This window comes from Duganella sp. CF402 (genome assembly GCF_900109645.1).
Classification (GTDB): domain Bacteria; phylum Pseudomonadota; class Gammaproteobacteria; order Burkholderiales; family Burkholderiaceae_D; genus Rugamonas.
The window spans coordinates 67,771-80,143 of record NZ_FOBG01000007.1; the positions used below are offsets into that span (position 1 = coordinate 67,771).

Genomic DNA, 12,373 nt, shown 5'->3' on the forward strand with positions numbered 1-12,373 from the left:
TCCGGCGCAGGCCGGAATCCAAGGAGCGCTGGGCAGGATACTCAGCATGGATCCCGGCCTGCGCCGGGATGACGCGGGTGGGTTGCTTTTACAGCCGGATCATACCAGCAGCGACAGTCTGATGGGTCACTTCATCGATCAGGATGAAGGCGCCGGTGGCGCGAATGTCGCTGTAGGCATCAGCCGCCAGTGGCTGTTGTACGCTCAGTTCAATGGTGGCGATGTCGTTCAGCTTCAGGCCTTCGGCGCTGTGGCGCTGCTGGGTGTTGATGTCCAACAGCGATTCGATCGACTTCACCTTGGCCGAGGTCTGCTTGGTGCCGTGCTTGATCCAGTACTTGCGGCGCACGTCCAGCGGTTCGTCCGACATCCAGCACACATCGGCTTTCAGCTGCTTGAGCTGCGTGGCCGGTTTGTCTGCACTCGCCAGCAGGTCGCCGCGCGAGATGTCGAGGTACTCGTCCAGCAGCAGCGTGACCGACTGGCCCACCACCGCCGACTGGTGCGAACCTTCCAGCGTCAGGATGTCTTTCACGGTTGCGCTCTGGCCCGATGGCTGCACCACCAGCTTGTCCCCCACCGACACCTTGCCGGCTTCGATACGGCCCATGTAGCCGCGGAAGTCGTTGGCTTCGTGGCCGTTGTGGCGTGCCACCAGTTGCACCGGGAAGCGGAATGGCGCCTCGTGCGACTCGTCGTAGACCGACAGCGATTCCAGCAGCTCGATCAGGGTAGGGCCCTGATACCAGCCCAGCTTCTCGCTCTTCTCGACCACGTTGTCGCCGGTCAGGGCGGACAGCGGGATCGGCGTGATGTCTTTCAGACCCAGCGAAGCAGCAAATTCGCCGTACGCCTTGACGATGCGGTCGTAGATATCCTGGTTGTAGTCCACCAGGTCCATCTTGTTGACCGCCACGATCACGTGCTCGATCTGCAGCAGGTGAGCGATGGTCGAGTGGCGCTTGGTCTGGATTAGCAGGTCCACGCCGCCATCTTCGCGCAGCTTCACTTTCGACACGTCCACCAGGATGATCACGGCATCGGCGGTCGAGGCGCCGGTCACCATGTTGCGGGTGTACTGCTCGTGGCCCGGCGTGTCGGCGATGATGAACTTGCGCTTCGGCGTGGCGAAATAGCGGTAGGCCACGTCGATGGTGATGCCTTGCTCACGCTCGGCTTCCAGGCCGTCGGTCAGCAGCGACAGGTCGACCGTGTCGCCCACGGTGCGTTTGTGCTTGGAGCGCGACATGGCGTCCAGCTGGTCGGCGAAGATGCCTTTGCTGTCGAACAGCAGGCGGCCGATCAGGGTGGATTTGCCGTCGTCGACGGAACCGGCGGTAATGAAGCGCAGCAGGCTTTGTTCGTTAATATTCGTAGTCATTAGAAGTATCCTGCTTTTTTACGTTTTTCCATCGAGGCTTCGGACGTCTGGTCGTCCATGCGGGTGGCGCCGCGTTCGGTGACTTGCGTGATCGCGGTTTCAGCGATGATCTGCTCCACGGTTGCTGCGTCCGAGGACACAGGGCAGGTGCACGAGATATCGCCGACGGTACGGAAGCGCACCACTTGGGTCTCGACGGTTTCGCCTTCGCGTGCCGGCGTCAGATCCGTCAGCGGCACCAGCAGGCCGTTGCGCGGGATGACCTGGCGTTCGTGCGCGAAGTAGATCGGCGGGAGTTCCAGTTTTTCGCGGGCGATGTACTGCCACACATCCAGCTCGGTCCAGTTCGAGATCGGGAACACGCGCATGTTTTCACCTGGGTGGACGCGGGTGTTATACAGATCCCACAGTTCCGGGCGCTGCGACTTTGGATCCCATTGGCCGAATTCATCGCGGAAGGAGAAGATGCGCTCCTTGGCGCGCGCTTTCTCTTCATCGCGGCGGGCGCCGCCGATGCAGGCGTCGAAGCCATGCTCGGCGATGGTTTCCAGCAGCGTGACCGCTTGCGCGGCGTTGCGCGAATCGGTCTGCGGATTACGCAGGCGCACGGTGCCCTTGCGGATCGACTCTTCCACCGAGCCGACGATCAGGCGTTCGCCCAGCTCGGCCACGCGCTTGTCGCGGAAGGTGATGACTTCTTCAAAATTGTGGCCGGTATCGACGTGCACCAGCGGGAACGGGAATTTACCCGGACGGAAGGCCTTCTCGGCGATGCGCAGCAGGACCACCGAGTCTTTACCGCCCGAGAACAGCAGGGCAGGGTTGCTGCATTCGGCAGCGACTTCACGCATGATGTGGATCGCTTCCGATTCCAGTGCGTCGAGGTGGCGCGAATTCATGTGCGCGTTGTTATCTACTAAAGCGTTCATTTGGACTTAACCTTTTTTAATGCGTATCAGTTTGCCGTCGACTACGTGCAGGCCGCACTCTTTCGACTCCGGGTTCTCCCACCACCAGCGGCCGGCGCGGACATCTTCGCCTGGCTCGATGGCGCGGGTACACGGTTCGCAGCCGATCGATGGATAACCCTGGTCGTGCAGCGCGTTGTACGGCACGCCGTTGTCGCGGATGTAGTTCCAGATGTCTTCCTCCGACCAATCGGCCAGCGGATTAAACTTGGTCATCAGGTGGGCGGCATCATCTTCCTCCACCATCAGCGAGCCACGGGTGGCGGCTTGCGCGCGGCGCTGGCCGGTGACCCAGGCCTTGTTGCCCAGCAGGGCGCGGCCCAGTGGTTCAACCTTGCGGATGCGGCAGCATTCCTTGCGCATTTCGACGCTGTCGTAGAAGGCGTTCAGGCCATTCTGCGCAATGTAGGCTTCCACCGCTTCGGCTTGCGGCTTGTACACCGCGATGTCGTAGCCGTAGTGGGCCTTCACCTTGTCCAGCATGTCCAGCGTTTCCTTGTGCAGGCGGCCGGTTTCAAGCGAGAAGATGCCGATGCCGTACTGGCCCTTCAGGATCAAATCGGTCAGCACCATGTCTTCCGCCGCCAGCGAGGAGGCGAAGACGGCCGGGGAAAAATCGCTGGCGATGCGGGACAGCGTGGCGCGCGTGTCCGCAATCAGCTTGCTCAGGTCACTCATTGTGAAACTCCAATCAGATGCCGGCGCCGTCGTTGTTGGCGCCAGTGCTGGCAACCGCAGTGCGGTTGAAGCGGCGGAACAGCGGGACTTTCTGATCCACCGAAGCCTGGTAGGTTTCCGAGAAATCGGACAGGCCTTTCAGCGCATCGTGCGGATCGCGGTCGGCGCGCACCGCGTAGGCGTCGAAGCCCACGCGCTGCATCGAGAACAGCTGGTCGCGCAGCACGTCGCCGATCGCGCGCAGTTCGCCGGTCCAGCCCAGGCGCACGCGCAGGTTGTAGGCGATCGAGTAGCCACGGCCATCGGTGAATTTCGGGAAGTCGACGGCGATCAGCGGGAACTGGTCCAGCAGGCCTTTCAGCGTTTCAGGGCGCTCGTCGGAAGCGATCCATACCGCGATTTCGCCGGCGGCGGTGCGCGCCGCCAGGACGTCGCGCTGCACCAGCCACAGGCTCAGTGGCACGATGAATTTGCCTTCCGGGACGGCCACGGTAGCCGGATCGTGCGCAGGTGCGCCTTCGACCGGCTCGGCCAGTCGCAGTACCTGCCAATCGTCTTCCACTACTTCACGACCCTTGATAATCAAATGCTTAGACATATTCATCCTCTCCAACCAGGCGGCCGCCTTTTTCAGCGATCGGCGTGGCGTACACAAATTCCTTGAACGGGGCGACGCCGATACGGGCCACGCATTCGGCAAACGATTCGCCCTCAAAACGATCGCGCAGATAGACTTGCAGCAGGCGGTCGATCACTTCCGGCATTTGCAGCGCGGAGAACGACGGGCCGATGATCTTGCCGATGGCGGCCTTGTTGCCTTGCGCGCCGCCGATCGACACTTGATACCATTCGCTGCCGTCTTTATCCACGCCCAGCACGCCGATGTTGCCGACGTGGTGGTGGCCGCAGGCGTTGATGCAGCCGGAGATATTCAGTTCGATCTCACCGATGTCGTGCTGGTAGTCGAGGTTATCGAAGCGCTCGGCGATAGCGGCGGCGATCGGGATCGACTTGGCGTTGGCCAGCGAGCAGAAGTCGCCGCCAGGGCAGCAGATCATGTCGGTCAGCAGGCCGATATTCGGCGTGGCCAGGCCGTGCGCCTTGGCTTCCTGCCAAACCGCGAACAACTGCGACTGCTCGACGTCGGCCAGCACCACGTTCTGTTCGTGGGTGATCCGCAGTTCGCCGAAGCTGTAACGGTCGGCCAGGTCGGCCATGAAATCCATCTGTTCGGCGGTGGCGTCGCCCGGCGGCACGCCGGTCTTTTTGATCGACAGCACCACGGCAGCGTAGCCCGGCACCTTGTGCGGCTTGACGTTGCGGTTGACCCAGTTGGCGAAGGCCTTGTTGCCGTCCTGCGCGGCCACCACGTCGCTGTCTTCCAGCGTCTTGTATGCCGGCGGCTGGAAGTAGTCGATCACGCGCTGCATCTCTTCGACGGTCAGGGTTTCCGGACCGTCTTTCAGGTCTGCCCATTCCGCCTCCACCTGGCGCGAGAATTCTTCCACGCCGATGGCTTTCAGCAGGATCTTGATGCGGGCTTTGTACTTGTTGTCGCGGCGGCCGTACTGGTTATATACGCGCATCACGGCTTCGGTGTAGGTCAGCAGGTGCTGCCACGGCAGGAATTCGCGGATCACGCTGCCGATGATCGGCGTACGGCCCATGCCGCCGCCGGCCATGAATTTGAAGCCGATCTCGCCGGCTTCGTTGCGCACCACGGTCAGGCCGATGTCGTGGATGGCGATGGCAGCGCGGTCTTCCACGGCGCCATTGATGGCGACCTTGAATTTACGCGGCAGGGCGATGAACTCAGGGTGGAAGGTCGACCACTGGCGCAGCACTTCGGCGTACGGGCGCGGATCGATGATCTCATCGGCGGCGACGCCGGCGTACGGGTCAGAGGTGGTGTTGCGGATGCAGTTGCCCGAGGTCTGGATGGCGTGCATTTCCACCGAGGCAAGGTCGCTCAGGATGTCCGGGGTCTGTTCCAGCTCAACCCAGTTAAACTGGATGTTTTGACGGGTCGTGAAGTGACCATAGCCACGGTCGTATTTGCGCGCGATATGTGCGAACATACGCATTTGCTTACTTGCCAACAGGCCGTAAGGCACGGCGATACGCAACATGTAGGCGTGGCGCTGCATGTACAGGCCGTTTTGCAAGCGCAGAGGCAGGAATTCGGCTTCGGTCAGCTCGCCGGCCAGGCGGCGACGGACTTGGTCGCGGTACTGGGCGATGCGCTCACGGACGATGAGGTGGTCATACTGGTCGTATTGATACATGTATATTCTTCCTGGATAGTCGCTGATTCCCCAAACTAGCGCTAATAGTAATAAACTTCGTCTTTATTCCATACGACTTAGTCTTTATTTGCTTATATAAGGATTGGGCATAAGCATGGACGCTAATAATTTTAAGATGGGCCAAGACCTGCAATGAACCTTCACCAGTTGCGCTTTGTGCGCGAAGCAGTACGCCAGAACTACAATTTGACCGATGCCGCCAAGGCGCTGTTCACCTCGCAGCCGGGTGTCTCCAAGGCCATTATCGAGCTGGAAGAGGAGCTGGGTGTCGATATTTTCACCCGTCACGGCAAGCGGATTCGCGGCCTGACGGAGCCGGGGCGGCTGGTGCTGGAGTCGGTGGAGTTGATCATGCAGGAGATCGATTCGCTCAAGCGCATCGGCAAGGAATACGCGGCCCAGGACAGCGGCAGCTTCACCATCGCCACCACCCACACCCAGGCGCGCTACACGCTGCCCAAGGTGGTGCAGGCCTTCATGGTGAAGTTCCCCAAGGTGCGCTTGTCTTTATTGCAAGGTAATCCGCAGCAGATCGCCGAGATGGTGCAGCGCGACCAGGCCGACCTGTGCATCGCCACCGAATCGATCGCCGGCGTGACCGGTCTTGTCACTTTGCCATGCTACCAGTGGGAGCACGTGGTGGTGGTGCCGCCCGACCATCCGCTGCTGCGCAACAAGCAGCCGACGCTGGAAGAGATCGCGGCTTTCCCGATCATCACGTATGATGGCGCCTTTGCTGGCCGCAGCAAGATCGACCACGCGTTTTCCCTGCGTGGACTGAAGCTGGACGTGCTGCTGGAAGCCATCGACGCCGACGTGATCAAGACTTATGTGGAGTTGGGCATGGGGATTGGTATCATTGCGGGCATGGCCTTCGACGCCGAGCGCGACAAGAACCTGCGCGCCATCCCTGTGGGCCATCTGTTCGGCATGAACGTGTCGCGGGTGGCGGTCAAGCAGGGCGCCTATCTGCGCAGCTATATTTACACCTTTATCGAACTGCTCGCGCCTACGCTCAACCGCAAGTTGATCGAACAGGCCATGAGTGGCGGAAAAGAGAACTACGAACTATAAAAGAAAGCATCAACATGATTACCAACCAGTTGACACAATATTACGCCGTCAACGCGGACAACTACGACCAGGTCTATGCGCAGGAAGAGCGCTATGACGATCTGGACGACCTGCAGGAGATGGTCGCCGAGCTGTTCCAGGACCACAAGGTGCTGGAACTGGGCTGCGGCACCGCCTACTGGACCGATTTGATCGCGGAAACGGCCGAATCGGTCCACGCCACCGATATTTCGCAGGAAATGCTGGACCTGGCCGCCACCCGTGGCCTGGACGAAGACATCGTCAGCTTTGAGCAAATGGACGCCTTCAACCTGCCGGACAGGCTGGAAGGCCAGTACACGGCCGTGTTCATCGGCAACCTGTGGTGCCACGTGCGCCGCGAAGACCAGGAAAAATACCTGAAAACCCTGCGCGCCAAGCTGGGCAAGGATGTGCTGCTGGTGATCCTCGACGAATCCTACGTCGACGGTAATTCGATGGTCATCGCCCGCACCGACCAGGAAGGCAATACCTTCCAGATTCTGACCGCCGACGACGGCGAGCGCTACGAGATCATGAAGAACTACCTGACCGACAGCACCCTGCGCAAGCGGTTTGCCAACCACACCAAGCAGATCCGCATCGAGCGGCTCGAGTACTACTACCTGCTGAGCTGCCGCCTGAAGTAAAAAACATCACTTGATGTTGATTTACAACAAATGATCGTTGTCACATTGTTGAAGTAATTGATAGGCATGATTCCGGCCGTGGAATCAACAACCCAATTTCTTCAACCCTAAGTAGAGAACATCAAGTGAAAAAACTTACTCTGGCAGCACTGATCATCGGCGGCTTCGCTGCGCAAGCCCAAGCTCAATCGAACGTCACCATCTACGGCCTGGTGGATGTGGGTGTCGTTAGCGAGCGCGGCGGTGCAGCCGGCTCCCTGACCAAAGTGACCAGCGGCATCGGCGGCCAGTCGCGTCTGGGCTTCAAAGGTACCGAAGACCTGGGCAACGGCCTGTCGGCTATCTTCACCCTGGAAACCGGCTTCAAGGCTGACGACGGCTCGATCGACAGCGCCAACACCATCTTCAACCGCCAGGCCTTCGTTGGCCTGAAATCCAAAGACGCCGGCCAGCTGACCATCGGCCGCCAGTACACCCCGCTGTACCTGGCGCAAAGCCAGGTGGCCGACCCGTTCGGCGCCGGCTACGCTGGTTCGATCAAAAACCTGTTCCCATCGGCTGGCGCCAACACCCGCGTGAGCAACGCGCTGGTGTACTCGACCCCGGTAGTGGAAGGCTTCAGCGGCGACGCTCTGTACGCCCTGGGCGAGCAAGCTGGCAGCACCACCGCCGGCCGTCAGTTCGGCTTCGGCCTGAACTACGCCCAAGGCCCGCTGAACGCGCGCCTGGTGTACAACAACAAAAACAACGACACCGTTGCTGTTGGCACCACCCCGGCCAAGATCCAGGACACCGGCCGCAACACCATGTTTGCCGCCAACTACGATTTCAAAGTGGTCAAGGCTTACTTCGCTTACAGCGCGGACAAAGGCGTGAACAGCGCCCAGATCCCGGTCGCCAACGCCTTCGGCTACGCCGTGGCGCCTAAAGCCAGCCTGGACAGCAACGACTTCCTGATCGGCGCGCAAATCCCGGCCGGCAACGGTACCGTGATGGCGTCCTACATCCGCAAGAACGACAAGACCGTCAACAACCAGGACGCCGACCAGTGGGCGCTGGGCTACCTGTACTCGCTGTCGAAGCGTACCCAGACCTACGTCGCGTACGCCAAGATCAAGAACAAGAACGGCGCCGGCTACACCGTTGGTAACAACAACGAAGCTGGTAGCGGCGACAAGGCCTTCAACGTCGGCCTGCGTCACGCGTTCTAAGCCGGTTCCGACGGCGGCAGCGGCAGCCGGATCATGATCCGGGTGCCGCCGTCGCTGGCGATGGCGATATCGCCATGTAGTGCCCAGACGCGTTCGCGCATCCCGATCAGGCCGAAGGACGTCGCTTTGTCCATGTCCTTTTCGGCGATGCCGCGACCGTCGTCATGGATGGTGATGTGCAAGGCCCCATCCTTGCGATACAGCGACAACGCCACCTTGTGCGCCTCGGCGTGACGGGTGATGTTGGTCAGCGCTTCCTGCGCAATGCGGAAGATGGCTGTGCTGTAGGCATCGTCCAGTATTAATTCCTCTTCATTGGCGTCCAGCGTGCAGGCGATGTTGTTGCGCGCCTCGAATTCATGACGCAAGCTCTCCAGTGCAAAATACAGGCCGCCTTCGTCGAGCGCGCGCGGGCGCAGGTTGCCGGCGATGCGGCGCAGCGAGGTGATGGCCGACATCAGCAATTCATCCATGCCCTTTTGCAGCTTGCGCGCGGCGGCGTTGCTGCTGCCCTGGCGTTGTAGCAGCGCCAGGTCGCCGCGCAGCGTGGCCAGCAGCTGGCCGAGGTCGTCGTGCAGCTCGCGCGCGATGTGCTTGCGCTCTTCCTCGCGGATGGTTTGCAGCGCCGCCGATAGCTCGCGCAGCTGCGAGTACGATTGTTCCAGCTGCTCCTGCACCTGCTTGCGTTCGGTGACGTCGCGCAGGATGATGGTGTAGATGCGGCTGCCGTTTTCCGCCAGCGAGGAAATCGTCCCTTCGAGCGGGAAGTGTTGGCCGTTGGCCTTGAGTCCGGTCACCGCGTAGTCGCCGGTGCGGCGGCCTTTCATGCGCATGCGGATGCCGGTGGCGCCGAAGTATTGCACGCTGCTGTTGCCATGCTGCTGGCGCTGGTCGCGTGGGATGTAGTGCGCCAGCGATGCGCCCTGCATGGCGTGCATGGTGGTGTCGAACATGCTGGCGGCGGCCGGATTGACCTGCAGGATGTGCTGCTGCTCGTCGGTGGAGATGATGGCGTCGCTGGCGTGCTGGATGATGCCCCGGCTGCGTTTGGTGACAGCGGCGGCACGCGCGCACTGCCAGCCCATGCGCCACGACAGGCGCACGGCCGTGGCGGCGGCGGCCAGTAGCAAGAATGATCGGATGCGGCTCACGTGCGTCTCCTTGCGGCCGATGGGCCGCGTGGAGTCACACTAATTCAGGCGCGGGGAGGGGAGTTTGATGTAACGCAGGTGTTCACATCTGCTTGAACAGATGCAGGAAGCTGCGGCTGACTTCCAGCTTGTCGGAACGGCCCTTGATCATCACCAGGTGGCGGCCGCGGATGTCGCGCGTCACGCCCTCGATGGCGTTGACATTGACCAGGGTGGCGCGGTGGATTTGCCAGAACAGCGCCGGATCCAGCTCTTCGGCAAGGTCGCGCACCGGCTTGCGGATCAGCGCTTCATATTTCTCGGTCTGCACGCAGGTGTATTTCTCGTCCGAGCGGAAGAACAGGATTTCCTCGACCGGAATCATGCGCAGGTCCTGGCCGATGCTGGCCTGGATCCATTGCAGGTGGGCCGGTTTGGGCGCGCCGATCTTCTCGGTCAGCTGGGCCAGCATGGCGGTGACGCTGGCGTTGACGTCGGTGGCTGCCGCTGCGGCCGGCTTGTTGAGGCGGGCCTTGAGGCGGTCGACCGTCACTTGCAGACGTTCCTGCTCAGGCGGTTTCAGCACGTAGTCGATGGCGCCGCGCTCGAAGGCTTCCACGGCGTAGGCGTCGTAGGCGGTCACGAACACGATGATGCTCTTGTTGCCGATGACCGACGCGGCTTCCATGCCGGTCTTGCCGGGCATGCGGATATCGAGGAAGGTGAAGTCCGGCTTGAGTTCATCGACCAGGTCGATGGCTTCGTCGCCGTTCTTGGCCTCGCCAATAATTTCCAGTTCGGGCCAGACCTGGCCGAGGCGCATGCGCAACTGGTCGCGCATCAAACGTTCGTCATCTGCAATGATTGCTGTAGGCATCGTGTTCGGGTGTGAGGGTTGTCTTAAATGGTTTAAATTATTTTAACTTGATTTTGCCGCGAGTTGGTAGGGCACTTCGATCGTGACGATCACGCCGCTCGGGCTGTTGGCGGCGATCAGCAACTGGCCCTGGTCGCCGTGCAGCAGCTTCAGGCGTTCGCGGATATTGCTCAGGCCGAGGCCGGTGCCGTCGCTGGGCTTGGCGCCGAAGCCGAGGCCGTCATCGGTGACGATCACGCGCAGCTTATTGTGGGCGACGTCGGCGCGCACCTTCAGGGTGCCGCCTTCGGGCTTGCCCTCGAGGCCGTGCTTGATGGCGTTTTCCACCATTGATTGCAGCATCATCGGCGGGAAGGCGGCGGTGCGCAGACCGTCCGCGATATCGAAGTCCACTGTCAGGCGTTCTTCCATGCGCATTTTCAGCAGGTTGAGGTAGGCCACCACCATGTCGGCTTCGCGGCCAAGGTTGGTAATCAGATTGTTGTCGCGCATTTGCGGCAGCACCGCGCGCAGGTACTTGATCAGGCTGCGCTGCATGGCCGAGGCGCGCGGCGGGTCGGTTTCGATCAGGTGCTCGACCGAGGCCAGTGTGTTGAACAGGAAGTGCGGCTCGACTTGCGCCTGCATCATCTGCATCTTGGCTTCGCTGAGCTGGCGCTGCATGGATTCGCGCTCGGCGGCGGCGGTAGCGGTCTGGGTTTCCGCTTCGGCGCGTTTTTTGCTGCCCATCAGGAACTTGGTGGCGAACAGGGCCAATACCAGCAGCGTCACGAAGCTCTTGAACCAGGTGGAGGCCTGGCCGTGGTAGCGGGCCACTTTCTGCTCGGCGGCGGTATCCACCGCTTCTTCAATGGCGTTGGACAATTCTTCGCCGATTTGCGGCGGCAGATCGATATGAACTTCTTCACCCGGCAGTGCCGGCAGCGATGGCACCGAGGCGGCGCCGGCCTTGGCTGGTGCGGCAGGCGCTTCCGGCGCCTCGGGTGCAGCAGGGGCTTCAGGCGCTTCCGGCGCGGCTACCGGCGGCGTGCCGTCTTCGTTTTTATCCTTGTTGCGCAGCTTGCCGCGCGGGTTGAAGTGAATGCCGCTGTCGTCAATCAGGATGTTGGTATCGCCGCTTTTGCGCTTTTGCATGCTGTGGTGCTCGCCGCGATCGATATCCTCCTGCACTGGATTGGAGGAGAACAGCTCGTCTTGCAGGATAGAGCCAGCGGCCAGCATCAGGGCGGCAAACACCAGGAATTTCCACCACGACAGCTGGGTGACCCAGGTGGCGGTGGCGTCAAAGCCGCGATGCAGCAGGCTGCCGGCGGTTTTCAGGGTGTCTTGCACTTTAGGCGTAGGAAACATGAACGGCTTTCACTTTGACTCTTAACATGAAGCAAGTGTAACCAGCATCGCCTTGGGAAGCCATGCGATTGCGACAGTCTGCAAAAAACGGGGACTAGACGGTAAATGGCAAAGAAGGTCTTGCCAAACCAGCGAACCGTTTGCTATAGTTCTGTCCCTCGCAAGACATCGCGAACGCTGCAAAGCGAAACGATGAAAAACGAGGGGTTGACGAGACAAACGAAACACTTCATAATCTCGCTTCTTCGCTGATGAACAAAACGCTTCAACAGCAGCAGTACAGATCTTTAAAAAATTACAGTCGATAAATGTGGGCGTTTGATGCTGCAACAAAAGCATTAAATGCTCAAACAAAGAAATACTGTCAGTATTTTGAGTAAGAGCGAACCATCCGGTAAAACGGATAAAACAGAGATTAAACTAAAGAGTTTGATCCTGGCTCAGATTGAACGCTGGCGGCATGCCTTACACATGCAAGTCGAACGGCAGCACGGAGCTTGCTCTGGTGGCGAGTGGCGAACGGGTGAGTAATATATCGGAACGTACCCAGGAGTGGGGGATAACGTAGCGAAAGTTACGCTAATACCGCATACGTCCTAAGGGAGAAAGTGGGGGATCGCAAGACCTCATGCTCATGGAGCGGCCGATATCTGATTAGCTAGTTGGTAGGGTAAAAGCCTACCAAGGCAACGATCAGTAGCTGGTCTGAGAGGACGACCAGCCACACTGG

Annotated in this window: 11 protein-coding genes and 1 rRNA gene; 4 read left to right on the forward strand and 8 right to left on the reverse strand. The window is 60.4% G+C overall.

What is annotated here, in order from left to right; genetic code table 11:
* Nucleotides 1-88 precede the first annotated feature (88 nt).
* The 5 genes from BMZ70_RS27605 to BMZ70_RS27625 are packed head-to-tail and all read right to left on the reverse strand — an operon-like array spanning nt 89 to nt 5,312.
* Nucleotides 89-1,381: a sulfate adenylyltransferase subunit 1 gene (locus BMZ70_RS27605; RefSeq protein WP_092281641.1), complete on the reverse strand. Its 1,293-nt coding sequence runs from the start codon at nt 1,379-1,381 to the stop codon at nt 89-91.
* Nucleotides 1,381-2,310 carry a sulfate adenylyltransferase subunit CysD gene (gene cysD, locus BMZ70_RS27610; RefSeq protein ID WP_092281643.1) on the reverse strand — a complete coding sequence of 310 codons (930 nt, stop codon included), beginning with the start codon at nt 2,308-2,310 and terminating at the stop codon, nt 1,381-1,383. The genes BMZ70_RS27605 and cysD overlap by 1 nt, the downstream gene beginning before the upstream one ends.
* A gap of 6 nt (nt 2,311-2,316) precedes the next feature.
* Nucleotides 2,317-3,027, reverse strand: a complete 711-nt coding sequence (locus BMZ70_RS27615) for a phosphoadenylyl-sulfate reductase (protein ID WP_092281645.1) — start codon at nt 3,025-3,027, stop codon at nt 2,317-2,319.
* 13 nt (nt 3,028-3,040) lie between these two features.
* Complete coding sequence (locus tag BMZ70_RS27620) at nt 3,041-3,631, reverse strand: DUF934 domain-containing protein (RefSeq protein ID WP_373922572.1); 591 nt, start codon at nt 3,629-3,631, stop codon at nt 3,041-3,043.
* On the reverse strand, nt 3,618-5,312 hold the full coding sequence (locus tag BMZ70_RS27625; protein WP_092281649.1) for a nitrite/sulfite reductase: 1,695 nt from the start codon (nt 5,310-5,312) through the stop codon (nt 3,618-3,620). Before BMZ70_RS27625 ends, BMZ70_RS27620 begins: the two co-directional genes overlap by 14 nt.
* Nucleotides 5,313-5,465: 153 nt before the next feature.
* Here BMZ70_RS27625 and BMZ70_RS27630 point away from each other — a divergent pair, with 153 nt between their 5' ends.
* The 3 genes from BMZ70_RS27630 (at nt 5,466) to BMZ70_RS27640 (ending at nt 8,286) form a co-directional block, all read left to right on the forward strand.
* Entirely contained in the window at nt 5,466-6,407 is a 942-nt protein-coding gene (locus BMZ70_RS27630; RefSeq protein ID WP_092281651.1) for a CysB family HTH-type transcriptional regulator, read from the forward strand.
* Nucleotides 6,408-6,421: 14 nt separating this feature from the next.
* Nucleotides 6,422-7,075, forward strand: coding sequence for a class I SAM-dependent methyltransferase (locus BMZ70_RS27635; RefSeq protein WP_092281653.1), 654 nt, complete (start codon nt 6,422-6,424; stop codon nt 7,073-7,075).
* A gap of 125 nt (nt 7,076-7,200) precedes the next feature.
* The gene (locus BMZ70_RS27640) at nt 7,201-8,286 is read left to right on the forward strand and encodes a porin (protein WP_373922573.1); all 1,086 of its coding nucleotides are present in this window, start codon (nt 7,201-7,203) and stop codon (nt 8,284-8,286) included.
* Here BMZ70_RS27640 and BMZ70_RS27645 read toward each other — a convergent pair.
* The 3 genes from BMZ70_RS27645 to BMZ70_RS27655 all read right to left on the reverse strand — a co-directional run bounded on the left by BMZ70_RS27645 (nt 8,283) and on the right by BMZ70_RS27655 (nt 11,643).
* On the reverse strand, nt 8,283-9,437 hold the full coding sequence (locus BMZ70_RS27645; protein WP_229205624.1) for a PAS domain-containing sensor histidine kinase: 1,155 nt from the start codon (nt 9,435-9,437) through the stop codon (nt 8,283-8,285). The genes BMZ70_RS27640 and BMZ70_RS27645 overlap by 4 nt on opposite strands.
* Before the next feature lie 82 nt (nt 9,438-9,519).
* The gene (locus BMZ70_RS27650) at nt 9,520-10,293 is read right to left on the reverse strand and encodes a LytR/AlgR family response regulator transcription factor (protein ID WP_092281657.1); all 774 of its coding nucleotides are present in this window, start codon (nt 10,291-10,293) and stop codon (nt 9,520-9,522) included.
* Between the two features lie 42 nt (nt 10,294-10,335).
* Nucleotides 10,336-11,643, reverse strand: a complete 1,308-nt coding sequence (locus BMZ70_RS27655; protein WP_092281659.1) for a sensor histidine kinase — start codon at nt 11,641-11,643, stop codon at nt 10,336-10,338.
* A 417-nt stretch (nt 11,644-12,060) separates the two neighbouring features.
* Between BMZ70_RS27655 and BMZ70_RS27660 the strand changes: the two genes are divergently transcribed.
* Nucleotides 12,061-12,373 (forward strand): 16S ribosomal RNA (locus BMZ70_RS27660); the annotation flags it as partial.

Bases quoted from the DNA above. Each gene is read 5' to 3' on its own strand.
- BMZ70_RS27605 (WP_092281641.1), bottom strand. From the start codon at position 1,381: ATGACTACGAATATTAACGAACAAAGCCTGCTGCGCTTCATTACCGCC.
- cysD (WP_092281643.1), bottom strand. From the start codon at position 2,310: ATGAACGCTTTAGTAGATAACAACGCGCACATGAATTCGCGCCACCTC.
- BMZ70_RS27615 (WP_092281645.1), bottom strand. From the start codon at position 3,027: ATGAGTGACCTGAGCAAGCTGATTGCGGACACGCGCGCCACGCTGTCC.
- BMZ70_RS27620 (WP_373922572.1), bottom strand. From the start codon at position 3,631: ATGAATATGTCTAAGCATTTGATTATCAAGGGTCGTGAAGTAGTGGAA.
- BMZ70_RS27625 (WP_092281649.1), bottom strand. From the start codon at position 5,312: ATGTATCAATACGACCAGTATGACCACCTCATCGTCCGTGAGCGCATC.
- BMZ70_RS27630 (WP_092281651.1), top strand. From the start codon at position 5,466: ATGAACCTTCACCAGTTGCGCTTTGTGCGCGAAGCAGTACGCCAGAAC.
- BMZ70_RS27635 (WP_092281653.1), top strand. From the start codon at position 6,422: ATGATTACCAACCAGTTGACACAATATTACGCCGTCAACGCGGACAAC.
- BMZ70_RS27650 (WP_092281657.1), bottom strand. From the start codon at position 10,293: ATGCCTACAGCAATCATTGCAGATGACGAACGTTTGATGCGCGACCAG.
- BMZ70_RS27655 (WP_092281659.1), bottom strand. From the start codon at position 11,643: ATGTTTCCTACGCCTAAAGTGCAAGACACCCTGAAAACCGCCGGCAGC.